This window comes from Streptomyces sp. CRCS-T-1 (assembly GCF_024442335.1).
In the GTDB taxonomy this organism is placed as follows: Bacteria; Actinomycetota; Actinomycetes; order Streptomycetales; family Streptomycetaceae; genus Streptomyces; species Streptomyces koelreuteriae.
This window is the reverse complement of sequence record NZ_CP101651.1, coordinates 4455694-4479512: the sequence shown is the minus strand read 5'-3', so window position 1 is coordinate 4479512 and position 23819 is coordinate 4455694. Positions and strand designations below refer to the sequence as shown.

The window sequence follows — 23819 nt, the reverse complement described above, 5'->3', positions numbered from 1 at the left end:
CGCAACCTGAACCCCAGGTATGCGATTTACTTCACGATGGTGATCCGGTCCGCCTTCGGCGGCGCGAGCGGGTTCGACGCCGAGGAGTTGGCCGTCAAGTACTGCTCCAGAGCGGCCAGATCGTCGAGGCCGACGAGGTCGTTCGTGCCCTGGCCCAGCGTCGGGAATCCGTCGCCGCCGCCCGCGAGGAAGCTGTTCGTCGCGACACGGTAGGTGGCCGCCGGGTCGATGGCCTTGCCGTCCAGCTTGACCGAGTCGGTGACGACGCGGTCGGCGCCGGACTTGGTGAGGTCCAGCGTGTAGGTCAGGCCCGACGACACCTGGAGGACCTTCGGCGCCGCCGCGTTCGCGCCGGTGACCTGCTCCTTGAGAACCTGGATCAGCTGCGCGCCCGTGAAGTTCTGCAGGTTCACGGTGTTGGCGAACGGCTGGACCGTGAAGCCCTCCGCGTATGTCACGACACCGTCGCCTTCACCGGCTTTGGCCGCATACGTCAGGGGTGCCCGGATACCTCCCGGGTTCATCAACGCCAGGTCGGTCTCCGCATCGAGCTTCTTGCCGTGGGCGAGCTGGGCGTCGGCGATCAGGTCGCCGAGCGGGGACTCGCTGCCGGTGTTGCCGATGTCGCCGGAGATGTAGCCGATCGGCTTGTTGCCGATGGGCGCGGCCAGGGTGTTCCACTTGCTGATCAGCCGCGTCATGTCGGGCGCCTTGGGGACGTCCCGGGTGACCACGCGGTTCGCCGACTTCACTGCCGTACGGGCGATGTCGCCGGTCTTGCGGTCGTAGGTCAGCGTGGTGTCGGTGTAGAGGCGGCCGAAGGACGCGGCCGAGGTGACCATGCGGGGCTTGCCCGCCGGGTCGTCGATGCTGCACACGTACGCGTTGTGGGTGTGGCCGGTGACCAGCGCGTCCACCTGCGGCGTGACGTTCTTGGCGATGTCGACGATCGGCCCGGAGATGCCGTCGCCCGCGCCCGGGGAGTCACAGTCGTAGTTGTACGACGTCGACGCCGGGAAGCCGCCCTCGTGGATGAGGGCGACGATGGACTTCACGCCCTTCTTCCGCAGCTCCTTGGCGTACTTGTTGATCGTCTCGACCTCGTCCTTGAAGGAGAGGCCCTTGACGCCCTCGGCGGAGACGATGTCCGGGGTGCCCTCCAGGGTCACGCCGATGAAGCCGACCTTGACGTCCTTCTTCTTCCACACCCAGTAAGGCTTGAGGATCGGCTTCTTCGTCTTCTCGTCGAGGACGTTGGCGGCCAGGTAGGGGAAGTCGGCGCCCTTGAACTTCTTGTCCGTGTAGCACCCTTCCTTCGGGTGGCAGCCGCCCTTCTGCAGACGGCCCAGCTCCTTGGCGCCCTCGTCGAACTCGTGGTTGCCGACGGAGGTGACGTCGAGGTCGAGCTTGTTCAGCGCCTCGATCGTCGGCTCGTCGTGGAAGAGCCCGGAGATCAGCGGGGAGGCGCCGACCATGTCGCCGCCGGCGGCGGTGACGGAGTACTTCTCACCCTTGCGGGCCTCACGCAGATGCGTGGCCAGGTACTCGACGCCACCCGCGTCGATGGTCTTCGTCGTACCGTCCGCCTGCTGCTCGGTGACCCGGCCGGACGAACCGGCCGGCGGCTCCAGGTTGCCGTGCAGGTCGTTGAACGACAGCAGCTGGACATCCTGGTAGCGGCCGGGCCAGTGACCGCCCTTGCGGTGGTCCTCGCCCGCGGTCGCCGACCCCGGCAGCCCGGCGGCGGCCAGCGCACCGACGGTGACGACACCGGCGGCGACTGCGGCGAAACGATTCGTACGACGTCTACGGCGCTCCTGGTGCACCGATGCCGGTGAAGTGGCTGGCATTCGCCCCCCTGTGGGTCTGCTGCTGATTGTTCAGACGGTGATGTCGTCCGGCGCAGCCTAGAGTCAACGCGCGTAGCGCGACAGGTGTTTCGTGGTTACATCCTGGTTGCTTCTTTGCCGCCGTTTTCCCGGTGGGTCCCCGTACCCTCGTACGCATGACCAGCGACGACACCGTACGGCCCGGACGCCCCCGCTCGATCGAGACCCTTGCCGCGCTCTCCCCCGAGCAGACCGAGGCCGTGCTCGGGCTGCTCGCCGAGGCCGCCCGGACCGACGGGCAGCAGGCGGTGTCCGAACAGGGCCGGTTGCAGTTGCGCGGCGGCGAGCGGGAGGGCGTGGCGCATCTGCTGCTCACCGTCGACGGCGAACTCGTCGGCTATGCCCAGCTCGAGGACACCGACCCGGTGGAGCCTCCGGCCGCCGAGCTGGTCGTCCACCCCGGGCATCGCGGGCACGGGCACGGGCGGGCGCTCGGCTCCGCCCTGCTGGCCGCCTCCGGCAAGCGGCTGCGGGTCTGGGCGCACGGCGGCCACTCCGCCGCCCGGCATCTCGCGCAGGTCCTGGGCCTGACCCTGTTCCGTGAACTGCGTCAGATGCGCCGCCCGTTGAGCGACTTCGACGCGCCCTACCCGAGGCTCCCCGAGGGCGTCAGCGTCCGCGCCTTCGTCCCAGGCCGGGACGACGCGGCCTGGCTCGCCGTGAACGCCGCCGCCTTCGCCCACCACCCCGAGCAGGGCTCCCTCACCCAGCGGGACCTCGACGACCGCAAGTCCGAGCCGTGGTTCGACCCCGCCGGTTTCTTCCTCGCCTTCCGCGGCGACGAACTCGTCGGCTTCCACTGGACCAAGGTCCACGCCCAGGAGGGCCTCGGCGAGGTCTACGTCCTCGGCGTCGGCCCCGGCGCCCAGGGCGGCGGCCTCGGCAAGTCCCTCACCACCATCGGCCTGCGGCATCTGGCACGGCAGGGCCTGCCGACGGCGATGCTCTACGTCGACGCCGACAACAAGGCGGCGGTGACGGTGTACGAGCGGCTGGGGTTCGAGACGCACGAGGTGGATCTGATGTACCGGACGGAGACCTGATCGGCCCGTTGCCCGTTAGCCGGGTTGCGCCCACGTCGGGCGCCACGTCTCCCCCTCGGACGGGTGCGGGCGTCTCGCCAGCAGGTGGTCGCGGAGGGCGGCGAGGCCCGGATGCGGGTTGTCCGTGCGCCACAGCAGTGCGTGCGGGTAGACCGGGGTCGGGTCGCGCAGGGGGACGAGGCGCAGGTCGTGGCCGGTCGGCCAGACCAGCGGGGTGCGTTCGCTGAGGAAGGTCGCCAGCGTCGGGGTGCCCGCGATGGTGTCGAGGAGGGCCTCGATGCCGAAGTTGGGGCCGATGGTGTCGATGGTCGGGCCGAAGGTCGCGGCGAGTTCGTCGTAGTACGCGGCCCACTCCGTGCCAGGCTCGTTGCCCGGCATCCAGATCCGGTGCCCGGCCAGTTGCGCGGGTGTCACCGAGGCGGCCCGGGCGAACTCGTGGTCGGGCCCGACGCACAACCGCAGCGGCTCGTCGAGGACCGGGACGGCTTCGACGCCCTCGGGCAGCCGGTGCCCGGGCATCGTGACGGCACGGAATGTGGCGTCGACGGCCCCGTCCCGCACAGCGGCCAGTGCCGTGTCCGCGCCGAACAGCGTGACGACGTCCAGGGCGATCTCCGGGTGCGCCAGGTGGAAGTCCCGTACCAGCCCGGCCGTGGCGACCCGGCGCCCCACGACGTCCACCCTCAGCGCACGGTCCCCGGGGCGCACGGCGGCCACCGCCCGCTCCTCGGCTTGGAGCAGGGCCCGGGCGTGCGGCAGGAGCGCCTGCCCGTCGATGGTGAGCTCCGCTCCCCGTGCCGTGCGCACGAGCAGCCGCACCCCGAGGTCCTTCTCCAGCGCGGCGATCCGCTTGGACACGGCCTGCTGGGTGAGGGCCAGATCCACGGCGGCCAACTGGAACTGCCCCGAGTCGGCGATCGCCACAAAGGCTCGTACGGCTTTGAGGTCCACGACCGCACTCTAGGAGTACGACCTGCGGCCCGGGCCCCCGCGCCAGGACCACCGCCGCACCGGCTCCCCCACCCCCAGCACCCCCACCAGCAGGGCCACGGCCAACACCACCGCCCACCGGTCATGCGCCGCCGCCCATCGGTCGTCCTGCACGGGCACGAACAGCGCCCACCGGTCGGGCCAGAACAGCAGGGTCAGTACCGCCGAGGTCAGCAGGCCGGCCGCGAGGCGGGGGCCGGGGTGGGTGAGGTCGGTGTGGCGTACCGCGATCACCGCGGCGGTCAGCGCCAGGGCGAAGGCCGACGCGGCCTCCAGGGTGATGTCGGCGACCGGCGGCCGTATGTCGCGCGGTACGAGCAGCAGCGCCACCGTCCACCAGGCCGTCATGAGGGGGAGGACGAGTGCCACCCGCAGTCCGGTGCGGACCGGGCGCGGGGTCGGCACGGTGGAGGTGGTGTGCCGGGCCGGGTCGTCCAGGAGGAACACCAGGCCCACTGCGAAGGCCAGGATCGCCGCCCGGAGGAGGGGGAGCGCGAGCCACTCGCCCGCCTCGCCCGTGGTCCGGGTCAGCGCTGCCATCAGCAGCCCTGCCGCACCGGCCGACCCCACCATCCCCAACGGCAGGGTCCGGCAGACGGCGCCGACCAACTCCCCTCTCAGTACGCGCACTTGTCGTCCCCTTCGGGTGCGGCCACGCCCAGCAGCTCCGCGGCCCGGGCCGCCGTCACCTTCGGCTCGGTCAGCTCGGCCCAGTTGTCCTTCACGCGTGCCGTGACCTCGCCCCGGGGCCGCGCCAGCAGTTCGCGCACCACCTCCGTCTGGGCCTCGGTCATGGACAGGCCGTCCGTCGGCTGGAGCACGACGGCCGAGCCGGTGTCGCTGTCGTCGAGTCGGACGCGCCGCAGCGCGGCCATCGGGTCGGACTCCCAGCCCAGGGCCAGCCACATGACGGTGACGATGCGGCCGTCGCATATCGAGGTCGCGGCCTTCTCCTCGCCCGCGACCAGCACTCCGGCGACGGCGGCCGAGAACTCGGGGACGCGGTTGCCGCCCCACTGGGTGCCCACCGTCACCTCGTGCGGACGCTCCAGCGGCGTCAGCGCGCTGTCACTGGAGAGGCCGTAGCGGGCCTCGATCCGCTGCCGTACGACGATCTTCTGGTCCTGGGCGCGGCCCCCGGCCAGGGACCGCACCCGGTCCACCACCCCGGCCCAGTCCCCGACCCGCGGCCCCCACTCGGGGAACGCGCAGTACATCGATCCGTCCCGCCGGACGCAGGACTGCAACTGCCCGGGGGTGTCCGAGGCGCGTTCGCGGGCGCGGACCAGCTCGGGGGATTCGCCGCCCGTCTGGGTCACCCCGCCCACCAGGGTCATGGCCAGCGCCCCGGCGATCCCCGTCAGGAGAACCGGCTTGCGGCCACCGGCGACCAGGACCGCCGTCAGGCCCGCGCACAGCGCCAGCCCGGCCAGGTACAGGGCGTGCCATCCCGCGGGCCGGCCCAGCAGGTCGGAGGGCAGGGTGTTGCTGGTGGCCTCGACGACGACCGGCAGCAGCCAGCGGCTTGCGTCGTCGCTGGTGCCCCAGAGGAAGAGGAACAGGAACAGGGCGAACACGACCAGCAGCGGCGCGGCCAGCGACGATCGCACGAGTCCTGCCAGGAGGAGCCCGAACAGCCCGGCGAGCAGCACGGTCAGCGGTCCCACGAGCAGTTCGCTCACCGAACCCTGCCCGATCGCGCCGGGCCGGAGTACCTCCCGGCCGAACTGCGCAGCCACGCACACGGCGGTGAGCAGCGCCACGGCCAGGGCCGACAGCGCGTGGGCGACCGCACGCCGCCAGGGCGGCATGACCAGCGTCCCGAAGTACGGCTCCGTCCCGTGCCGCCGGGAGCGCAGCGCGGCGCGATTGACGCACAGCAGCACCGTGAGCCCGACGAGCATGGGCGCGCCCTGGGTGGCGCGGTCGGCGTCCTGGAGGGCCGGATAGGCGCCCCAGTCCTTCCCCGTGCGCCACACGGTCCAGCCGATGTAGACGAGGAAGGCGATGAGCATCGGCAGCATCGTCAGCAGCCGACGGGTCTCGAAGCCGGCCAGGGCGATCACGGCGGCCCACGGCCGGGATCCGTCGGCCCGCTCGTCGGACGCGAGGGGCTTGTCCATCACCGCGGTCATGCCGCCACCTCCACAGCGTCGCCGTCGAGGGTGAGCAGATAGCCGTCCTCCAGGGTGGGTTCGAGGAGCTCGGCGCCGTCCGGCGGGTCCCCCACGTTCCGGAAGGTTCCGGTTCCCGTGCGCCAGCCTGCCTTCGCGCCCGGGTCCCGTTCCGTGCTGCTCCACACCCGCCCCGCGGCCCGGGCGGTCAGCTCGGCGGGGGTGCCGTCGAACCGCAGCCGGCCGCCGGCCATGACCAGCACGCGGTGGCAGAGCATCGCCACGTCCTCCGTCTGGTGGGTGGACAGCAGCACCGTGCGCCCCTCACCGGCTCCCGCGATCAACTCCCGGAAGCGCATGCGCTGTTCGGGGTCGAGCCCGACGGTGGGCTCGTCGAGGACCAGGAAGCCGGGGTCTCCGACCAGGGCGGCCCCGAGGGCGACGCGTTGCCGCATCCCGCCGGACAGCTTCCGGATCCGCTTCCCGCGTACGTCGGCGAGTCCGACCTCGTCCAGCACCCGCCGCACCTCCCGGTGCCGGGCGGACCGGTCGGTCATCTCCTTCAGGATCGCCACGTAGTCGACGAACTCGAAGGCCGTGAAGTCCGGGTGGAATCCCGGCGTCTGCGGCAGATAGCCCAGCCGGCGCCGCACGTCCTGCCGGCCCCGCGCGGTGCCCGGGTCGTGCCCGAGCACGGTGAAGGCGCCCCGGTCGGCGGGCAGGGCCGTGGCGAGGACCCGCAGCAGGGTGGTCTTGCCGGCGCCGTTGGGTCCGAGCAGTCCGGTGACGCCCGGGGACAGCCGCAGCGAGACGTCGTCGAGGGCGCGGGTGCCGCCGTAGCGGAGGCTGAGCCCGGAGGCGGACACGGTCGGGGTCATGCGGCACGTCCCTGGAAGAGGTCGAATCGGTCACGGAGGAGAAAGAGCAGCCCGGCGGCGAGCGCGGCGACCACCGCCGCGACGCTCTGCCCGGCCACGGTGAACGGGGCGAGGGGCGTCTGCGCGCCCGCTTGCAGCGCGTCGGCCAGCACCAGCAGCCCGACCCAGGCCCCGCCGACCAGCGACGGCGCGAGCACCGGCCCCAGCCGGGGCGTCAGCGCGAGCCCCGTGGCGGTGAGCGCCAGCGCGGGCAGCAGCCAGGCCAGCGCGCGCAGCCCGTACGCGGGCAGGGCGAGGGTCGCCAGTCCGTTCATGCCCAGCACCACGCCCAGCACGGCCACGGTCCGGATCATCAGCAGCCTGAACCCGTGCATCGGCGCGACGACGGCCATCTCGTACGTCGGATCCAGCGCGGGTCCGTACGACAGCGCCACCCCGGCCAGCGGCAGCAGCGGCGCGAGCGCGAGGAACAGTGTGAGGGACTCGCCGCCCCTCACGAGGTGCCCCGCAGCCACGCTCAGCAGCAGCACGGCGACGACGGCTCCCAGCCAGGACCTTCGCAGTACGGGCGCCGCCGCCAGCAGCCGCGCGATGTGCCCGGGCACTCCGAGCCGCACGAGCAGGGACTCCAGCACTCCCGTCCGGGGCGCGTCCAGCTCGGCGTCGAGCCGCTCCCACCCCGCGTCGAGGGCGACCGGGTCACTGACCTCGCCCAGCGCCGCCCGGCACGGGGCGCAGGCCGCCAGGTGCGCGTCGGCGGACCACAGAGCCGGTGCCGCCAACTCTCCCCGTGCGTAGGCGCGCAGGTCCTCTTCCGGCACGTGCCACCTCATGCCAATGCCTCCCGCAACTGCTTGCGGGCCCGCATGGCCCGCGTCTTGACCGTCCCCGGCGGAATGCCGAGCAGTACGGCCGCCTCCCGGGTGGTGAGTCCGTCGATGACCGTCGCCTGCAGCACCGCCCGCAACTCCGGCGACAGCCGGACGAGGGCGCCGGCGAGATCTCCGTGCTCCACCCCCGCGAGCACGCGTTCCTCCGCCGACGCCTCGTCCCGGTGCCGCAGCCGCGCCAGGGCCTGGCGCAACCGCCCCCGTGCCCCGTCACCGCGCAGCGCGTCCACCAGCCGCCGCGACCCGACGCGCCACAGCCACCCGGCCACGTCGACGTCCTCCCGGTAGCGGGCCTTGCCGCGCCACACCGCGAGGAACGTCTCCTGCACGACGTCGTCGACGACCCCCACATCGGCGCACCGCCCCCGCAACCGGGCCCGGAGCCACGGCGCGTACCGCCGGTACAGCTCCTCGAAGGCACGCCGGTCGGCATCCGCGGCGATGGCTCGCAGCAGCTCCCCGTCGCTTCTCGTTTCGCTCACATCTCCTCATCGGACCGGCCCGCGCGATCGGTTCACGAAAGCACGCTTGACTTTCCGACCCGCCCTGCACCACCCTTTCACTACTCAATTAGTGAAAGGGTGGTGCAGGGCAAGTGGTCGACTACCGCATCGACCGGCGCAGTGGCGTGGCCACCTATCTCCAGATCGTCCAGCAGACCAAACGGGCCCTGCGCCTCGGCCTGTTGGAGCCGGGCGACAAGCTGCCCACGGCTCGCGAGGTGGTGGAGGCCACCGCCATCAACCCGAACACCGTTCTCAAGGCCTATCGGGAGCTGGAGCGCGAGGGCCTGGTCGAGGCGCGCCGCGGACTCGGCACGTTCGTCCGCAGGTCCCTCGGCACCGCTCCCGCCGACTCCCCGCTCCGCGCGGAGCTGGAGGCATGGGCGACCCGGGCCCGCGAGGCCGGACTGGAGCGCGACGACGTGGACGCCCTTTTCACTTCCGTACTCGATACGCACTTCGCGCGACTCAAGGGGGACGCATGACCGACACCGCCATCGAGGCGGCGGCGCTGGGCAGGAGCTTCGGGCGGCGCCGCAGGAAGGCCCTGGACGGCTGCGCCTTCCGGCTCCCAGCGGGCCGCGTGTGCGCCGTCGTCGGCCCTAACGGCGCCGGCAAATCCACTCTGCTCGCCCTCGCGGCCGGGTTACTGAGACCCACCGAGGGCTCGATCACCGTCCTCGGCCGGACCCCGGCCGCGGCCCGCGAGCACCTCGCCCACGTCGCCCAGAACAAGCCCCTCCACCCCCAGCTCACCGTGGCGGGCACCCTGCGCATGGGCCGCGACCTCAACCCCCGCCGCTGGGACGCCCGGACCGCCGAGCGGATCATCGCGGAGGGCGACCTCGACCCGGATGCCAAGGTCCGCACGCTCTCGGGCGGCCAGCGCACCCGCGTCGCGCTCGCCCTGGCCCTCGGCAAGCGCCCGGAGCTGCTGCTTCTGGACGAGCCGATGGCCGACCTCGACCCCCTCGCCCGGCACCAGTTGATGGCGACCCTCATGGCCGACGCCGCCGACCGCGGCACCACGGTTGTCATGTCCTCGCACGTGGTGGCGGAGCTGGAGGGCTCCTGCGACCATCTGCTGCTGCTCGGCGGCGGGCGGGTCCGGCTGGCCGGGCCGCTGGAAGACCTGCTCGCCGCGCACACCCTGGTCACGGGCCGCGCGGGTGACACCCTGGACCCGCACACCGTGGTCGAGTCCCGCACCACCGGCCGCCAGCTCACCGCACTGGTCCGGCCCGCGGGCCCGCTCGGCGACGAACGGCACACCGACCGCCCCTCCCTGGAGGAACTGGTCCTCGCGCATCTGCGCTCCCCGGAGGCCCCGCCGCTCGTCTGCGACGCGCAGGAGGCCGCCGCATGACCGCCGTGACCGCAGTCCCGCCCGTCGCCGCCAAGGGCCTCTCGGCACCGCGCGGCCTGGTCCTGGCGACGCTGCGCGTGCACCGCTCGGCGCTGCTGTTCTGGCTGATGCTGACGGCCGTGGGCATCGGCACCCTGCTGTGGGCCGCAGGCCCCGGCACCGACGCCGCGCTGGCCGAATACCGGGCGCTCGGCTGCGAAGTGCCGAACCCGGTCCAGGCCTGCGCCTACCCCGGAGCCGCAAGCGCCCGCTACCAGACAGCCATGGCGATCGCCTCCGGCCTCCTCACCCTGCTGCCGGTGCTCACCGCGGCCTGGGCGGGAGGCGCCCTGACGGGGCGTGAACTGGAGAGCGGTACGGCCGAGCTGGCCTGGACCCAGTCGGTCAGCCCTGCCCGCTGGCTGGCCGCCAGACTCGCGATCCCGGCCCTGCTGCTCATGGCGGGCACGCTCGCGATCACCCTGTTTCTGCGCATGCTGTGGTCGTCGTCCCAGAATTCCGTGAGCCGCCTCCAGAGCGGATACGAGTGGCACGACAGCGGCGTCTTCGAGGTCAACGGCCCCGTCGCCACCGCCCACGTCCTCGCCGCCCTGGCCCTCGGCGTCCTGGCCGGCCTGCTGCTGCGCCGCGCCCTGCCCGCCCTCGGCGTCGCGGCCCTGGCCACCGTGTCCCTGGTCTACGTGCTCGACGAGCTGCGTCCGCACCTGTGGCCCACGACCACGATGGTGACGTCCGTCGAGAACACCCCGGACCTACCCGGCTTTGTCGTCGAAGGGGGCGTCCTCACCGCCACCGGCGCCCGGGTGCCCGTACCGGACTGCTGGGGAGAACCCGCCTGCTCCGCCGAGTCCGGCATCACCGGCCTCTACGCCGCCTACCACCCGTCCTCCCACTTCTGGCCCCTCCAGCTCATGGAGAGCGGCATCGCCCTCGCCGTCGCCGCCCTGGCCGTCGCCGCCGCCTTCTGGCTGCTGCGCCGCCGCACGGGAGCCGCCGTATGACCGCTCTCAGCGCGACGACCGAGCCAGGGACCCGTCCCACCGCCCCGCCCGCCGCCCGGCACACCGGCCCGGGCGGCCTGTTCCGGGCGCTGTCGCGGACCCACCGCACGGCCCTGCTCCTGTCCGGCCTCGCCCTGACCGCGGTGGCGGCCGCCCTGGTCTGGCTGCACTCCCTGGGCGACGAGGCCCGCGCGGGTGTGAGCGCCTGCGCGACACCCCCGGCCGACGGGCTCCCCTCCTGCGCGGCGGTCGACGCGATCACCGCCGACGAGATTTACTCAACCGGTCTGTCCGTGATCGCGACGGTGCTGTCCTGGGCGCTGTTCCCCGTGGCCGCCTGGGCGGGCGGCACGCTCATCGGCCGCGAGCTGGAGCAGGGCACCGCTCAGCTGGCCTGGACCCAGTCGGTCGGCCCGCTGCGCTGGCTCGCGGCGAAACTGGCGCTCCCGGCCGCGCTGCTCACCGCCGGCACGAGCGGGCTCGTCCTGCTGAACCTCTGGGCCCGCGGAGACGGCGACCCGGACCTGGCCGGCGACTGGTACGAGGCGGACGTCTTCGTGTCGACGGGCCCGACGGCCGTGGCGTACGTCCTGGCAGGTCTCGCCCTCGGCGCCCTCGCCGGTCTGGTGTGGCGCCGGGCGCTGCCGGCCGCGGGAGTGGCCCTCGGCGCGTCCCTGCTCCTCCACAGTTTCCTGGAGCGCCACCGCGAGGATCTCTGGCCCACCATCACGCGCATCGCGCCGAACAGCATCGAACTCCCCCGCTCGGCCTACCAGGTCTCCTGGAACACCCCGGCGCCGAACGGCGCGCAGACCACCCACACCACCTTCCACCCCCAGTCCCACTTCTGGCCCCTGCAATATGTGGAAACAGGCCTGCTCCTGGCCTTGGCCGCAGCCGCGACAGCCACCGCCTTCGTCGTCCTGGCCCGTCGCCTCCCCTGAACCCGGTCCGCGCGTCCTCCCACGGGGGGCGGACGCGCGGACCAGCCGGCGACATCGTCCACAGCCTGTGGGCAACTCCCCACCCCCGCGAGCCTCCCCCCGCTATCCCGCACGTCATGTCTCCGTAACCATCGATTCAGACGAGCTTGCGAAGCTCGGCCAATGAATCCCGCCGTGCCAGAGCCTTCGCCACCCCGTCAGGGGCCTGCGGGGAACGGGAACACTCATGTGACACCCCCGATCCCTCCCGCGCTGTCCGACGCGCCCGTGATGCTCGCGGCGCGGAAGAATGGGTCCATGAGCCAGCCGAACACCCAGGCACAGGTCCAGCACGCGCAGCCCTCCGTGGGCTCCATCGCGGCGCACCGCCCGCACACCATCGCGGCGGCCGTCTCCGACCTCGAACCCGATATCGACGCCGATCTCGACGCGTACGAGGAGTCGCCGGCCGACGGCGCCCCCGCGCTGCCGCAGGGCCGGTTCCTCGACCGGGAACGCAGCTGGCTCGCGTTCAACGAGCGCGTTCTCGAACTCGCCGAGGATCCGAACACCCCCCTGCTGGAGCGGGCCAACTTCCTCGCGATCTTCGCCAGCAACCTGGACGAGTTCTTCATGGTCCGGGTGGCCGGTCTGAAGCGCCGTATCGCCACCGGCGTGGCCACCCGCTCCGCCTCGGGCCTCCAGCCCCGCGAGGTGCTGGAGATGATCTGGGCCCGCTCCCGCGAGCTCATGGCCCGGCACGCCGCCTGCTACCACGAGGACGTCGCCCCCGCCCTCGCGGAGGAGGGCATCCACCTGGTCCGCTGGAGCGAGCTGCAGGAGAAGGAGCAGGCCCGCCTGTTCACCCTGTTCCGGCACCAGATCTTCCCCGTGCTGACGCCGCTGGCGGTCGACCCGGCGCACCCCTTCCCGTACATCTCCGGCCTGTCTTTGAACCTGGCCGTCGTCGTACGGAACCCGGTCACGGGCCACAAGCACTTCGCCCGGGTGAAGGTGCCGCCGCTGCTGTCGAGGTTCCTGGAGAGCTCCCCGGGCCGCTACGTCCCCATCGAGGACGTCATCGCCGCCCATCTGGAGGAGCTGTTCCCGGGCATGGAGGTCCTGGAGCACCACGCCTTCCGCCTGACCAGGAACGAGGACCTGGAGGTCGAGGAGGACGACGCGGAGAACCTGCTCCAGGCCCTGGAGAAGGAGCTCATGCGGCGCCGCTTCGGGCCCCCGGTGCGCCTGGAGGTCGAGGAGTCCATCGACCGCGAGGTCCTGGACCTGCTGGTGCGCGAGCTGAAGATCAGCGAGGCCGAGGTGTACCCGCTGCCGGGCCCGCTGGACCTCACGGGCCTCTTCCGCATCGCCTCCCTGGACCGGCCCGAGCTGAAGTACCGCAAGTTCGTCGCCGGCACCCACCGCGACCTCGCCGAGGTCGAGTCGGCGTCCGCGCCGGACATCTTCGCCGCGCTGCGGGAGCGGGACGTCCTGCTGCACCACCCGTACGACTCGTTCTCCACGTCCGTGCAGGCGTTCCTGGAGCAGGCGGCCGGCGACCCGGACGTCCTCGCGATCAAGCAGACCCTGTACCGGACCTCGGGCGACTCCCCCATAGTCGACGCCCTCATCGAGGCCGCCGAGTCCGGCAAGCAGGTCCTGGTCCTGGTCGAGATCAAGGCCCGTTTCGACGAGCACGCCAACATCAAGTGGGCGCGCAAGCTGGAGGAGTCCGGCTGCCACGTGGTCTACGGCCTGGTCGGTCTGAAGACCCACTGCAAGCTGTCGCTGGTGGTCCGCCAGGAGGGCGACACGCTGCGCCGCTACAGCCACGTCGGCACCGGCAACTACCACCCGAAGACGGCCCGCCTCTACGAGGACCTCGGTCTGCTCACGGCCGACCCGCAGGTCGGCGCGGACCTCTCGGACCTCTTCAACCGGCTCTCCGGCTACTCCCGCCGCGAGACCTACCGCCGTCTCCTGGTCGCCCCCAAGTCGCTGCGCGACGGCCTGGTCGCGCGGATCACCAAGGAGATACAGCACCACCGCGCGGGACGCCCCGCGCACGTCCGTATCAAGGTCAACTCGATGGTCGACGAGGCCGTCATCGACGCCTGCTACCGCGCGGCCCAGGCGGGCGTGCCGGTGGACGTGTGGGTGCGCGGCATCTGCGCGCTGCGCCCGGGCGTGGCCGGCCTGTCGGAGAACATCCGGGTCCGCTCGATCCTCGGCCGCTTCCTGGAACACTCCCGGGTGTTCGGCTTCGGCAACGGCGGCGAGCCCGAGGTGTGGATCGGCAGCGCCGACATGATGCACCGCAACCTCGACCGCCGGATAGAGGCCCTGGTCAGGGTCACCGACCCGGCCCACCGGGCGGCCCTGAACCGGCTGCTGGAGACCGGTATGTCCGACGGCACCGCCTCCTGGCACCTCGGCCCGGACGGTGACTGGACCCGGCATGCGACCGACGCGGACGGCCAGCCTCTGCGCAACGTCCAGGAGATGCTCATAGACGCGCGGAGGCGCCGGCGTGGCACAGCGACACCTTGACCCGACGACCCCCCTGGCGTCCCCCCTGGAGGGCCCAGCCCCCACCGGGGACGCCCTCGCGGACTATCTGCGGGCCCAGGCCACGGAGTTCCTCCGGGCGCTGCGCCTGCACCGCGAGACGGGGTCGGGCGCGGGCGCCTCGGAGGGATCGGCCGACGCGGCGCGCGCCCTGCGCCGCTCGGCGCGCCGTATCAGCTCCAGCCTGCACACGTTCCAGTCCCTCCTGGACACGGACTGGTGCGAGGGCATGCGCCCGGAGCTGGCCTGGGTCTCGGGAACCCTGGCCATGGAGCACGCGTACACCTCCCGTCTGGAGCGCCTGCTGAACGCGCTGCACCGCCTGTCGGGCTCCACGGCGTTCCCGGCCCAGCCGGCGGGCGCGACGGCATCCGCCAAGGCCGGAGCCCCGGGCCAGACGCCCTCCGCGCCGGACCGCCCGACAGCACCTGCCAAGGCCGGTACTCCGGGCCACACACCCTCGACGGCACCCGCCAAGACCGGCACCCCGGCGCACACGGCCTCCGCACCGGAGCGCGGCAATCTCACCGTCGGCGCGGCCAAGGCGGGCGCCCTGCTCGACCGCCAGCTCAACCTGGCCCGCACCCGGGCCCACTCCACGGCCCTGCAGGCCCTGGGCAGCAGCCGCTTCCACGCCATCGCGGACAAGGTCGCGGTCCTGGCCAGCGAGGTCCCCCTCACCAAGGCCGCCGGCACCACCGACCTGCGCCCCCTCGCCACGGCGGCCGAGGGCCGTCTCACGGACGCCGTGGCCGCCCTCCCCCTGCTCACCGCGGGAAACCCGTACAACGCCTCGGCCCTCGTCCACGGCCTGTCCCCGGACACCGTCCCGCACCCGCAGGACGCCCCCTGGCACCAGGTCCGTCTGCTGCTGCGCCTGCACCGCTACGCCCGCGAGGCCCTGCGCGGCGAGCCCAACGGCAACGCCGTGGTCGATCTGCGCCTGCTCTCCGCCGGCCAGGCCCTGAACCGCCACCGTGACGCCTCGGAGGCGGCGGCAGCGGCGGCCCAGGCGGCGCGTACCCCGCGCATCGCCCCGGCGACGGCGTACGCCCTCGGCGTGCTCCATGCCGACCAGCGCCATGAGGTCGAGGCGGCGCGTTTCGCGTTCCAGCAGTGCTGGCAGAAGGAAACCGTCGGCACGTCATGACCGGCCACGCCACCGAGGAGGCGGTCAGGTGAGCTCCCCCGACGACACCACTGTTCAGGCGGCGGGCTGCGTTCTGTGGCGCCGCTCCCCCGTCACGGGCGAGCTGGAGGTCTGCCTCGTCCACCGGCCGAAATACGACGACTGGTCCTGGCCGAAGGGCAAGCTCAAGCGCGGTGAGGAGGCACTCGCCGGTGCCCTGCGCGAGGTGGCCGAGGAGACGGGCTGCCGGGCCGTGCCGGGCACCGAGCTGCCCACCCAGCACTACCTCGCGAACGGCCGCCCCAAGCAGGTCCGCTACTGGGCGGCCGAGGCGATATCCTGCGCGTTCTCCCCGTCGGACGAGGTCGACCGGGTGCTGTGGCTGACACCCGCCGCCGCCCGTGCCCGGCTGACGCAGCCCCACGACCGGCCCTTGGTCGACGCGCTGCTCGCGTTACCCGCCCCGGAAAGCGGAACCCGGACGTTCTCTCCCCGTAAGCGTTCCGTGACCTAACCACACCTTCGGCAGGGGTTCACCCCTCGTTCATTTATGGCCATAGGCGCCTTCACCTGATCTGCCTAATTTCAGCCTTACCCGACGCGAACCGCGCCTGCCGCGCTTCAGCGTCCCGCGTCACCCAGACTTCGCACGCCGCCGGATCAGGACGGCGGCTCCCGGAAGGAACTCAAGTGAAGCTTCAGCGCATGAACCGGCGGGCCCTCGCTCTCGGTGCTCTCGCCGTCTCCGGCGCCCTGGCCCTCACGGCGTGCGGCTCCGACGACACGGGCACCAGCAGCGGCGGCTCGTCCGCGGCCGCCAAGCCCGGCAGCATCAAGTGCGACGACGCCAAGGGCCAGCTCCTGGCCGACGGCTCGTCCGCCCAGAAGAACGCGATCGACGCGTGGGTCAAGCAGTTCACGGCCGCCTGCCAGGGCACGCAGATCAACTACAAGGGCGGCGGCTCCGGCGCCGGTGTCACGGCGTTCACGCAGGGCCAGGTCGCCTTCGCCGGCTCCGACTCCGCGCTGAAGCCCGACGAGGTCACGGCCTCCAAGAAGGTCTGCTCCGGCGGCCAGGGCATCAACCTGCCGATGGTCGGCGGCCCGATCGCGGTCGGTTACAACGTCAACGGCGTCGACAACCTCGTCCTGGACGCCGCGACGCTGGCGAAGATCTTCAACAACGAGATCACCAACTGGAACGACCCGCAGATCAAGAAGCTGAACCCCGACGCGAAGCTTCCGGACCTCAAGATCCAGGCGTTCCACCGCTCGGACGACTCCGGCACCACGGACAACTTCACCAAGTACCTGATCGACACCGCCAAGAAGGACTGGCCCTACGACGGCGGCAAGACCTGGCAGGCCAAGGGCGGCCAGTCCGCCTCCGGCTCCTCCGGTGTCGCCCAGCAGGTGAAGCAGACCAACGGCGCCATCGGCTACTTCGAGCTGTCGTACGCCAAGGACGGCCTGAAGACCGTCGACCTCGACACGGGCGCCGCCCAGCCGGTCAAGGCCACCGTCGACAACGCCACCAAGGCCATCTCCGAGGCCAAGGTCGTCGGCACGGGCAAGGACCTCGCGCTGCAGCTCAACTACGGCACCAAGGCCGAGGGCGCCTACCCGATGGTCCTCGTCACCTACGAGATCGTCTGCGACAAGGGCAACAAGGCCGAGACGCTGCCCGCCACCAAGGCGTTCCTGCGCTACATCGCCTCCGAGGAAGGCCAGAAGATCCTCGCCGAGGCCGACTACGCGCCGATCCCCGCCGACATCATCTCCCAGGTCCGCACCACCGTCGATGGCCTGAGCTGACCCGAGTGCGGCCCGGCCCCCTCCCCGGGACCGGGCCGCACCGTCCGGTGCACCGCCGCCAGTGGCCGTACCCCCGGTACGGCTCCGCAGAGCCACCGCCCACCGGGCACGGCTCCGCAGACCGGAGAACCTGATGGACACATCCACACAGATAACCGACGCACCTCCCCCCGCTCCGCAGCCGGCCACCGACAAGCGCGCGGCGCGCGGGGCCACCCGGCCCGGAGACCGCATCTTCCTCGGTCTCTCCCGCGGCTCGGGCATCCTGCTGCTGGTGATCATGGCCGCGATCGCGGTCTTCCTCACCTACCGCGCCACCCTCGCGATCAGCAAGGACCAGGGCAACTTCCTCACCACCTTCGAGTGGGACACCAACCTCGTCCCGCCGAACTTCGGCATCGCCGTCCTGGCCTTCGGCACGGTGATCTCCTCGATCATCGCCATGGTCATCGCGGTCCCGATCGCCGTCGCCATCGCGCTGTTCCTGACGCACTACGCCCCGCGCCGGCTCAGGGGCCCGATCGCTTATGTGATCGACCTGCTCGCCGCCGTGCCGTCGATCGTCTACGGCCTCTGGGGCGCGCTGGTCCTGGTGCCGAACATGACCGGCCTCTTCGGCTGGCTGAACGACTACCTCGGCTGGACCGGCATCTTCTCCTGGCAGGGCGGCGCGCCCCGCTCGATGCTGACCGTCGGCATCCTGCTCGCGATCATGATCCTGCCGATCATCACCAACGTGAGCCGCGAGGTCTTCCGCCAGGTCCCGCAGATGCACGAGGAAGCGGCCCTGGCGCTCGGCGCCACCCGCTGGGAAGTGATCCGCATGGCGGTCCTGCCCTTCGGCCGCTCCGGCGTCATCTCCGCCTCGATGCTCGGCCTCGGCCGCGCCCTCGGCGAGACCATGGCCGTCGCCACCGTGCTCTCCCCGAGCTTCCTGATCGAGACCAGCCTGCTCGACCCGGGCGGCGGCACGTTCGCGCAGAACATCGCCAGCAAGTTCGGTGAGGCCACCGAGTTCGGCCGGGACGCGCTGATCGCCTCCGGTCTGGTCCTGTTCGTCATCACCCTGCTGGTCAACGGCGCGGCCCGCGCGATCATCGCCCGCCGCAAGGAGTACTCGGGGGCCAACGCATGAGCACCGCAACCATCGCCCCCAAGGGCCCCAGCTCCCTGCGCGGCGCCCGGCTGCCCAAGTGGGCCCCGTACGGCATCGCCGCCGGCTCCGTCGCCGTCGCGATCGGCATCGGCCTCGCGGGCGGCCTGCACAGCCGGATCCAGTGGGGCCTGATCGCCGCGCTCCTCTACCTCGTCGGCACGTACGGCATCGCCACGGCCGTCGAGGGCAAGCGCCAGGCCAAGGACCGCATCGCGACCTCCTTCGTCTGGGTCGCCTTCCTGCTCGCCGTCGTACCGCTGGCCTCGCTGATCTGGTCGACGGTCGTGCGCGGCGTCAAGGTCCTCGACATCTACTTCCTGACGCACTCCATGGGCGTCGTCGCCGACACCGAGCCGGGCGGCGGTATCTACCACGCCATCCTCGGCACCCTGGAGCAGGTCGGCCTCGCCACGGTGATCGCCGCGCCGATCGGCGTGCTCACCGCGATCTACCTGGTGGAGTACGGCAAGGGCAGCCTGTCCAAGGCCATCACGTTCTTCGTCGACGTCATGACCGGCATCCCGTCGATCGTCGCGGGTCTGTTCATCCTCAGCCTCATGCTGATGTTCGACATGCAGCCCTTCGGCTTCGCCGGCTCGCTGGCCCTGGCCATCCTGATGATGCCGGTCGTCGTCCGCTCCACGGAGGAGATGCTCAAGCTCGTCCCGAACGAGCTGCGCGAGGCCTCACTGGCGCTCGGCATCCCGAAGTGGCGCACCATCCTGAAGGTGGTCCTGCCGACCTCCATCGGCGGCATCACCACGGGCATCATGCTGTCGATCGCCCGCATCACCGGCGAGACCGCCCCGGTCCTGCTGCTGGTGTGGGGCAACGCGTTCATCAACGCCAACCCCTTCGAGGGTGCGCAGGCGTCGCTGCCGCTGTACATCTATCAGCAGTACGCGAACAGCGCCGGCTCCGGTGCGGCCTACGACCGTGCCTGGGCGGCGTCGCTCACCCTCATCGCCTTCGTGATGCTCCTGAACCTGGTGGCCCGCGGGATCGCCCGCTGGAAGGCCCCGAAGACCGGTCGCTGACGCGGCCATACAGCGACTGTCTGAGTCTGGAAGTGACGTACTAAATGGCCAAGCGAATCGACGTGAGCGGACTCACCGCCTACTACGGCTCCCACAAGGCGATCGAGGACATCTCGATGACCGTCGAGCCGCGCTCGGTGACGGCGTTCATCGGCCCGTCCGGCTGCGGCAAGTCGACGTTCCTGCGCACGCTGAACCGGATGCACGAGGTGACGTCCGGCGGCCGTGTCGAGGGCAAGGTGCTGCTGGACGACGAGGACCTCTACGGCTCGGGCATCGACCCGGTGTCCGTGCGCCGTGAGGTCGGCATGGTGTTCCAGCGCCCGAACCCGTTCCCCACGATGTCGATCTTCGACAACGTCGCGGCGGGGCTGCGCCTGAACGGCAGCTACAAGAAGAGCGAGCTCTCCGACATCGTCGAGCGGTCCCTCAAGGGCGCGAACCTCTGGAACGAGGTCAAGGACCGCCTGAACAAGCCCGGCTCGGGCCTCTCCGGCGGCCAGCAGCAGCGTCTGTGCATCGCGCGGGCGATCGCGGTCGAGCCGAACGTGCTCCTGATGGACGAGCCCTGCTCGGCGCTCGACCCGATCTCCACCCTCGCCATCGAGGACCTGATCGGCGAGCTGAAGGAGCGCTTCACGATCGTCATCGTGACGCACAACATGCAGCAGGCGGCGCGCGTCTCCGACCGCACGGCGTTCTTCAACCTCGCGGCGGTCGGCCAGCCCGGCAAGCTCATCGAGATCGACGAGACGGAGCGCATCTTCTCCAACCCGTCGGTCCAGGCCACCGAGGACTACATCTCCGGCCGCTTCGGCTGATCCGGCCCCGCGAAGACTCCTCGCGGTGCTGCATGGCGGTGCCACCGCGAGGCCGAAAAAGGGCCCGCCCCTACTCCCAGGGGCGGGCCTTTTCGCGCACTCGCGCGGCTGACTGCGGGACGGCTACAGGAACGCCAGGTTCACGATCCCGAACGAGGCGGCGGCGACCAGCGCGGCCGCCGGCATGGTGATGAACCAGCCGAGAATGATGTTCTTGGCGACGCCCCACCGCACGGCGTTCACACGCTTCGTCGCGCCCACGCCCATGATCGCGGAGGTGATGACGTGCGTCGTGGAGATCGGCGCCTTGAAGAGGAACGCCGTGGTGAACATGATCGACGCGCCCGTGGTCTCCGCCGCGAAGCCCTGCGGCGGGTCCAGCTCGATGATCTTCCGTCCGAGCGTCCGCATGATCCGCCAGCCACCGGCGTACGTGCCGAGCGACAGCATCACGGCACAGGCGATCTTCACCCACACCGGAATGGGGTCGCCGTAGTCCTCGACATCGGCGATGACGAGCGCCATCACCACGATGCCCATCGTCTTCTGGGCGTCCTGCAGACCGTGCCCCAGCGCCATACCGGCGGCCGAGACGGTCTGGGCTATGCGGAAACCCCTCTTGGCCTTGTGCGGGTTGGCCTTGCGGAAGATCCACATGATGGCGGTCATCACCAGATAGCCGGCCAGCAGACCGACCACGGGGGAGATGAACATCGGGATGACGACCTTCTCCAGCACCCCGCTCCAGTAGACCGTCGTCCCGCCGGCCAGTGCCGCGCCCACCATGCCGCCGAACAGCGCGTGCGAGGAGGACGAGGGAAGACCGAAGTACCAGGTGATGAGGTTCCAGACGATCGCGCCCACCAGCGCGGCGAAGAGGATCCCCATCCCCTTGGAGCCGACGGGCGTCTGGATCAGGCCCTCGCTGACGGTCTTGGCGACCCCGGAGCCCATGAACGCGCCGGCGAGGTTCATCACCGCGGCCATGGCCAGGGCGGCCTTGGGCGTCAGAGCCCGCGTCGACACGGAGGTGGCGATCGCGTTCGCCGAGTCGTGGAAGCCGTTGGTGTACGTGAAGAAGAGCGCGACCCCGATGGTCACGACCAGAGCGAAGGTGTCCATGAAGGGCTCAGGACTCCTTGACGGCGATGGTCTCCACCGTGTTCGCCACGTGCTCGAACGCGTCCGCCGCCTCTTCCAGCACGTCCACGATCTGCTTCAGCTTGAGGACCTCCATGGCGTCGTACTTGCCGTTGAAGAGGTGCGCGAGCAGCTTGCGGTGGATCTGGTCGGCCTGGTTCTCCAGGCGGTTGACCTCGATCCAGTACTCGGTGAGGTTCTCCATCGTCCGCAGATGCGGCATGGCCTCGGCCGTCAGTTCGGCGGCGCGCGCCAGTACCTCGATCTGCTGGTCGACGCCCTTGGGCAGTTCCTCGACGTTGTAGAGGACGACCAGGTCGACGGCCTCCTCCATGAAGTCCATGATGTCGTCGAGGGACGAGGCGAGGGAGTAGATGTCCTCGCGGTCGAACGGCGTGATGAACGAGGAGTTCAGCTGGTGGAAGATCGCGTGCGTGGCATCGTCACCTGCGTGTTCCGCTGCCCGCATACGCTCTGCGATCTCGGCCCGGGCGGATGCGTCCGCCCCGAGCAGTTCCATCAGGAGCTTCGAGCCCGTGACGATGTTGTCCGCGGAGGCGGCGAACATGTCGTAGAAGCTCGTCTCCCTGGGGGTCAGACGAAAGCGCACGTGGGGTCCTCGGGGTGCTTCGGTTTCGGTCAGGCCGATGCTAGGCGCATCATCCGGCCACGGCTATCGGGCCGCCCCCCAGTGTCGCCCATCATGCACAGTGGTGAGCACGGGGGCGGTCCGAGGGGCCGTATACCCGGCAAAGTTCGGTACCATATACCCACTAGGGGTATATGTCGGCTCACTGCCCACCAGGAGGACCCGATGACGGACGTGACCGACACCACCGATGTCGGAAATGTCACCGACGCCGGTGTTCACGGGTACCACAAGCAGAAGGACGAACACCTCAAACGCCTGCGCCGCATCGAGGGCCAGATCCGCGGACTGCAGCGCATGGTCGACGAGGACGTCTACTGCATCGACATACTCACGCAGGTCTCCGCCTCCACCAAGGCCCTGCAGTCCTTCGCCCTGCAGCTGCTGGAGGAGCACCTGCGGCACTGCGTCGCGGACGCGGCCCTCAAGGGCGGCGACGAGATCGACGCGAAGGTCAAGGAGGCGACCCAGGCGATCGCCCGCATGATGCGGACCTGAGTCGGTTGCCGCGGACCCATCCGGTCGCCGCGGATCCTGAGCCGCCTACCTCCTGGATGCCGAGGCGTCCCGCTCCTCGGCCACCCTCAGCACCTCGTCGATGCTCTGCAGACTGAGCCGCTCCTCGTGCGCGGCCGAGGCCGCGATGATCAGCTCCCCGCACAACTCGATCTCGGCGAGGGCCACGTAGTCCTGAACTGCCGTACCGCCGACCGGAGCCACGTGCATCACCTCGTCTCTGCCGTTACCGACTTCCTAGAGTAGGGAGCGGCCTACACACCGCGCATGGCACGGACGGGCTAGTTCACGCCGGTCACCTCTCGGCGATCTTGCCCGCGTAGATGTCGTCGTCGTCCGGCAACCGTACGCGCACCGAAGCCCCGAAAGCGTAGAGCAGTGTGGTCGAGGCGACGGCGACGGGGCTCTTCTGCTGCCCGCCGACGAAGCTGAACCGGTGCCTGACCTTGCGGATGCGGCCCTCGTCGTCGAGGTAGGCGTCGAACGGCACCTCGGCCGTGGCGAACCCTTTCGCCGCCGCGGCCAGTGCCCCCTTGTTGCCGCCGGAGGCCCGCCGCGCGGCGGCGGCGAGATCCGCCGTCCCCCGGTAGTGCCGCACCCCGGTGCCCGCGACCTCGGTCCTGCCCACGTATCTCGCCGTCCGCGTCCCGCGCAGCACCTCGGCCGCCGCGAACGGATCGGTGGCCCCGCCGGTGACGAGGTTCCCGTCGGACAGGGTCCGGGTGTCCACCCGCACCCACTTGTCCGGCGGCACACCGGCGCCCCGGTTCTTCATGAACAGCGCCCCGGGCGCGAGCAGTTCGGTGATGGGCCGGTGCTCCGTGGCCCCCGCGGGATCCTGCGGAAGCAGCACCTTCAGCCGCCCCATCCGCTTCCGGTAGTCGTAGACCCCGGCGCCCCGGATGGTGACCCGGGTCCCGCCGGACGCCATCTCCATCGACGTACGGGCCTTCGAACTCCCCGCGTCCACCAGCCGGTCGGCGGCCCGGTGCAGCACGGCGACCGCGTCACCGCCCCGGGAGTCCCCGGCGGCCGCGTCACCGCCCGAACACCCACCGGCCCCCAGCCCCACCCCGGCCACGATCACGGCCGCGACGACCGCCGCGCCCGTCCGCCTGTGCCACCGTTCCCGCTGCCGCCCAGTCATCGCCTGCCTACCCCCAGCCGGTACGTCCGTCACGGGCCCCCTCGTTGTTCCGGATAACGACGGGTATGTGCCCCCCGTCACGCGAGCCCGCGGCCGCCGCCATGCGAACCCTTTACCCGGGGTGGGTAACGTGGTCCTCGTGGCGCAGCAGGACGGGCCGGAACACCTCACGAGCACAACGGAGAAGGGTCGCTTCTGCATGGCCCACTGCACCTGCGGCTGGCGCGGCCCGGCGAGAAGA

At 71.2% G+C, this 23819-nt stretch carries 24 protein-coding genes; 13 read left to right on the top strand and 11 right to left on the bottom strand.

Features of this window, described 5'->3' with window-relative positions:
- Nucleotides 1-26 precede the first annotated feature (26 nt).
- Nucleotides 27-1850, bottom strand: a complete 1824-nt coding sequence (locus tag NNW99_RS20285) for a bifunctional UDP-sugar hydrolase/5'-nucleotidase (RefSeq protein ID WP_215120547.1) — start codon at nucleotides 1848-1850, stop codon at nucleotides 27-29.
- A 155-nt stretch (nucleotides 1851-2005) separates the two neighbouring features.
- Here NNW99_RS20285 and mshD point away from each other — a divergent pair, with 155 nt between their 5' ends.
- Entirely contained in the window at nucleotides 2006-2932 is a 927-nt protein-coding gene (gene mshD, locus NNW99_RS20280; protein WP_215120546.1) for a mycothiol synthase, read from the top strand.
- Between the two features lie 15 nt (nucleotides 2933-2947).
- Here mshD and NNW99_RS20275 read toward each other — a convergent pair whose 3' ends face one another.
- The 6 genes from NNW99_RS20275 to NNW99_RS20250 are packed head-to-tail and all read right to left on the bottom strand — an operon-like array spanning nucleotide 2948 to nucleotide 8286.
- The gene (locus tag NNW99_RS20275; protein ID WP_215120545.1) at nucleotides 2948-3883 is read right to left on the bottom strand and encodes a LysR family transcriptional regulator; all 936 of its coding nucleotides are present in this window, start codon (nucleotides 3881-3883) and stop codon (nucleotides 2948-2950) included.
- 9 nt (nucleotides 3884-3892) lie between these two features.
- A complete protein-coding gene (locus tag NNW99_RS20270) occupies nucleotides 3893-4552 on the bottom strand; it encodes an ABC transporter (RefSeq protein ID WP_321170436.1) in 660 nt (219 codons plus the stop codon).
- Nucleotides 4540-6057, bottom strand: a complete 1518-nt coding sequence (locus tag NNW99_RS20265) for an ABC transporter permease (RefSeq protein ID WP_215120544.1) — start codon at nucleotides 6055-6057, stop codon at nucleotides 4540-4542. Before NNW99_RS20265 ends, NNW99_RS20270 begins: the two co-directional genes overlap by 13 nt.
- The gene (locus NNW99_RS20260; protein ID WP_215120543.1) at nucleotides 6054-6914 is read right to left on the bottom strand and encodes an ABC transporter ATP-binding protein; all 861 of its coding nucleotides are present in this window, start codon (nucleotides 6912-6914) and stop codon (nucleotides 6054-6056) included. The genes NNW99_RS20265 and NNW99_RS20260 overlap by 4 nt, the downstream gene beginning before the upstream one ends.
- Nucleotides 6911-7747, bottom strand: a complete 837-nt coding sequence (locus tag NNW99_RS20255) for a zf-HC2 domain-containing protein (RefSeq protein WP_215120542.1) — start codon at nucleotides 7745-7747, stop codon at nucleotides 6911-6913. Before NNW99_RS20255 ends, NNW99_RS20260 begins: the two co-directional genes overlap by 4 nt.
- Nucleotides 7744-8286, bottom strand: a complete 543-nt coding sequence (locus NNW99_RS20250; RefSeq protein ID WP_215120541.1) for an RNA polymerase sigma factor — start codon at nucleotides 8284-8286, stop codon at nucleotides 7744-7746. The genes NNW99_RS20255 and NNW99_RS20250 overlap by 4 nt, the downstream gene beginning before the upstream one ends.
- A 113-nt stretch (nucleotides 8287-8399) precedes the next feature.
- On the opposite strand from NNW99_RS20250, the gene NNW99_RS20245 reads away from it, so the two are divergent.
- The 11 genes from NNW99_RS20245 (at nucleotide 8400) to pstB (ending at nucleotide 20126) form a co-directional block, all read left to right on the top strand.
- On the top strand, nucleotides 8400-8792 hold the full coding sequence (locus NNW99_RS20245) for a GntR family transcriptional regulator (RefSeq protein ID WP_215120540.1): 393 nt from the start codon (nucleotides 8400-8402) through the stop codon (nucleotides 8790-8792).
- A complete protein-coding gene (locus NNW99_RS20240) occupies nucleotides 8789-9673 on the top strand; it encodes an ABC transporter ATP-binding protein (RefSeq protein ID WP_215120539.1) in 885 nt (294 codons plus the stop codon). Before NNW99_RS20245 ends, NNW99_RS20240 begins: the two co-directional genes overlap by 4 nt.
- Nucleotides 9670-10674 (top strand): ABC transporter permease, encoded by a 1005-nt coding sequence (locus NNW99_RS20235; protein ID WP_215120538.1) that lies wholly within the window; start codon nucleotides 9670-9672, stop codon nucleotides 10672-10674. The genes NNW99_RS20240 and NNW99_RS20235 overlap by 4 nt, the downstream gene beginning before the upstream one ends.
- Nucleotides 10671-11618, top strand: a complete 948-nt coding sequence (locus NNW99_RS20230; RefSeq protein ID WP_215120537.1) for a hypothetical protein — start codon at nucleotides 10671-10673, stop codon at nucleotides 11616-11618. Before NNW99_RS20235 ends, NNW99_RS20230 begins: the two co-directional genes overlap by 4 nt.
- A 162-nt stretch (nucleotides 11619-11780) precedes the next feature.
- The gene (locus tag NNW99_RS20225; protein ID WP_215120536.1) at nucleotides 11781-14150 is read left to right on the top strand and encodes an RNA degradosome polyphosphate kinase; all 2370 of its coding nucleotides are present in this window, start codon (nucleotides 11781-11783) and stop codon (nucleotides 14148-14150) included.
- On the top strand, nucleotides 14131-15318 hold the full coding sequence (locus NNW99_RS20220) for a CHAD domain-containing protein (protein WP_215120535.1): 1188 nt from the start codon (nucleotides 14131-14133) through the stop codon (nucleotides 15316-15318). Before NNW99_RS20225 ends, NNW99_RS20220 begins: the two co-directional genes overlap by 20 nt.
- Before the next feature lie 28 nt (nucleotides 15319-15346).
- The gene (locus NNW99_RS20215) at nucleotides 15347-15811 is read left to right on the top strand and encodes an NUDIX hydrolase (RefSeq protein ID WP_215120534.1); all 465 of its coding nucleotides are present in this window, start codon (nucleotides 15347-15349) and stop codon (nucleotides 15809-15811) included.
- 176 nt (nucleotides 15812-15987) lie between these two features.
- Nucleotides 15988-17112, top strand: coding sequence for a phosphate ABC transporter substrate-binding protein PstS (gene pstS / locus NNW99_RS20210; RefSeq protein WP_215120533.1), 1125 nt, complete (start codon nucleotides 15988-15990; stop codon nucleotides 17110-17112).
- 133 nt (nucleotides 17113-17245) lie between these two features.
- The gene (pstC, locus tag NNW99_RS20205; RefSeq protein WP_215120532.1) at nucleotides 17246-18247 is read left to right on the top strand and encodes a phosphate ABC transporter permease subunit PstC; all 1002 of its coding nucleotides are present in this window, start codon (nucleotides 17246-17248) and stop codon (nucleotides 18245-18247) included.
- Nucleotides 18244-19305 (top strand): phosphate ABC transporter permease PstA, encoded by a 1062-nt coding sequence (pstA, locus tag NNW99_RS20200; protein ID WP_215120531.1) that lies wholly within the window; start codon nucleotides 18244-18246, stop codon nucleotides 19303-19305. Before pstC ends, pstA begins: the two co-directional genes overlap by 4 nt.
- A gap of 44 nt (nucleotides 19306-19349) precedes the next feature.
- Nucleotides 19350-20126: a phosphate ABC transporter ATP-binding protein PstB gene (gene pstB, locus NNW99_RS20195; protein WP_215120530.1), complete on the top strand. Its 777-nt coding sequence runs from the start codon at nucleotides 19350-19352 to the stop codon at nucleotides 20124-20126.
- A 123-nt stretch (nucleotides 20127-20249) separates the two neighbouring features.
- Here the strand turns inward: pstB and NNW99_RS20190 are convergent, their stop codons facing one another.
- The gene (locus NNW99_RS20190; protein WP_215120529.1) at nucleotides 20250-21248 is read right to left on the bottom strand and encodes an inorganic phosphate transporter; all 999 of its coding nucleotides are present in this window, start codon (nucleotides 21246-21248) and stop codon (nucleotides 20250-20252) included.
- A gap of 7 nt (nucleotides 21249-21255) precedes the next feature.
- Complete coding sequence (locus NNW99_RS20185) at nucleotides 21256-21876, bottom strand: DUF47 domain-containing protein (RefSeq protein ID WP_059418711.1); 621 nt, start codon at nucleotides 21874-21876, stop codon at nucleotides 21256-21258.
- Nucleotides 21877-22080: 204 nt separating this feature from the next.
- Here NNW99_RS20185 and NNW99_RS20180 point away from each other — a divergent pair, with 204 nt between their 5' ends.
- Nucleotides 22081-22413 carry a metal-sensitive transcriptional regulator gene (locus NNW99_RS20180; RefSeq protein ID WP_251057869.1) on the top strand — a complete coding sequence of 111 codons (333 nt, stop codon included), beginning with the start codon at nucleotides 22081-22083 and terminating at the stop codon, nucleotides 22411-22413.
- A 45-nt stretch (nucleotides 22414-22458) separates the two neighbouring features.
- On the opposite strand, the gene NNW99_RS20175 is transcribed toward NNW99_RS20180, so the two are convergent.
- Together NNW99_RS20175 and NNW99_RS20170 are read right to left on the bottom strand one after the other, a co-directional pair.
- Complete coding sequence (locus NNW99_RS20175; RefSeq protein WP_215120528.1) at nucleotides 22459-22641, bottom strand: hypothetical protein; 183 nt, start codon at nucleotides 22639-22641, stop codon at nucleotides 22459-22461.
- 85 nt (nucleotides 22642-22726) lie between these two features.
- Nucleotides 22727-23578, bottom strand: a complete 852-nt coding sequence (locus NNW99_RS20170) for a hypothetical protein (RefSeq protein WP_215120527.1) — start codon at nucleotides 23576-23578, stop codon at nucleotides 22727-22729.
- Nucleotides 23579-23819: the final 241 nt, after the last annotated feature.

Coding starts and splice junctions, on each gene's coding strand:
- pstB (WP_215120530.1), top strand. CDS start 19,350: ATGGCCAAGCGAATCGACGTGAGCGGACTCACCGCCTACTACGGCTCC.
- NNW99_RS20230 (WP_215120537.1), top strand. CDS start 10,671: ATGACCGCTCTCAGCGCGACGACCGAGCCAGGGACCCGTCCCACCGCC.
- NNW99_RS20225 (WP_215120536.1), top strand. CDS start 11,781: ATGAATCCCGCCGTGCCAGAGCCTTCGCCACCCCGTCAGGGGCCTGCG.
- NNW99_RS20175 (WP_215120528.1), bottom strand. CDS start 22,641: ATGCACGTGGCTCCGGTCGGCGGTACGGCAGTTCAGGACTACGTGGCC.
- NNW99_RS20240 (WP_215120539.1), top strand. CDS start 8,789: ATGACCGACACCGCCATCGAGGCGGCGGCGCTGGGCAGGAGCTTCGGG.
- NNW99_RS20285 (WP_215120547.1), bottom strand. CDS start 1,850: ATGCCAGCCACTTCACCGGCATCGGTGCACCAGGAGCGCCGTAGACGT.
- NNW99_RS20190 (WP_215120529.1), bottom strand. CDS start 21,248: ATGGACACCTTCGCTCTGGTCGTGACCATCGGGGTCGCGCTCTTCTTC.
- NNW99_RS20260 (WP_215120543.1), bottom strand. CDS start 6,914: ATGACCCCGACCGTGTCCGCCTCCGGGCTCAGCCTCCGCTACGGCGGC.
- NNW99_RS20180 (WP_251057869.1), top strand. CDS start 22,081: ATGACGGACGTGACCGACACCACCGATGTCGGAAATGTCACCGACGCC.
- pstA (WP_215120531.1), top strand. CDS start 18,244: ATGAGCACCGCAACCATCGCCCCCAAGGGCCCCAGCTCCCTGCGCGGC.
- NNW99_RS20235 (WP_215120538.1), top strand. CDS start 9,670: ATGACCGCCGTGACCGCAGTCCCGCCCGTCGCCGCCAAGGGCCTCTCG.
- mshD (WP_215120546.1), top strand. CDS start 2,006: ATGACCAGCGACGACACCGTACGGCCCGGACGCCCCCGCTCGATCGAG.
- NNW99_RS20255 (WP_215120542.1), bottom strand. CDS start 7,747: ATGAGGTGGCACGTGCCGGAAGAGGACCTGCGCGCCTACGCACGGGGA.
- NNW99_RS20170 (WP_215120527.1), bottom strand. CDS start 23,578: ATGACTGGGCGGCAGCGGGAACGGTGGCACAGGCGGACGGGCGCGGCG.
- pstC (WP_215120532.1), top strand. CDS start 17,246: ATGGACACATCCACACAGATAACCGACGCACCTCCCCCCGCTCCGCAG.
- NNW99_RS20265 (WP_215120544.1), bottom strand. CDS start 6,057: ATGACCGCGGTGATGGACAAGCCCCTCGCGTCCGACGAGCGGGCCGAC.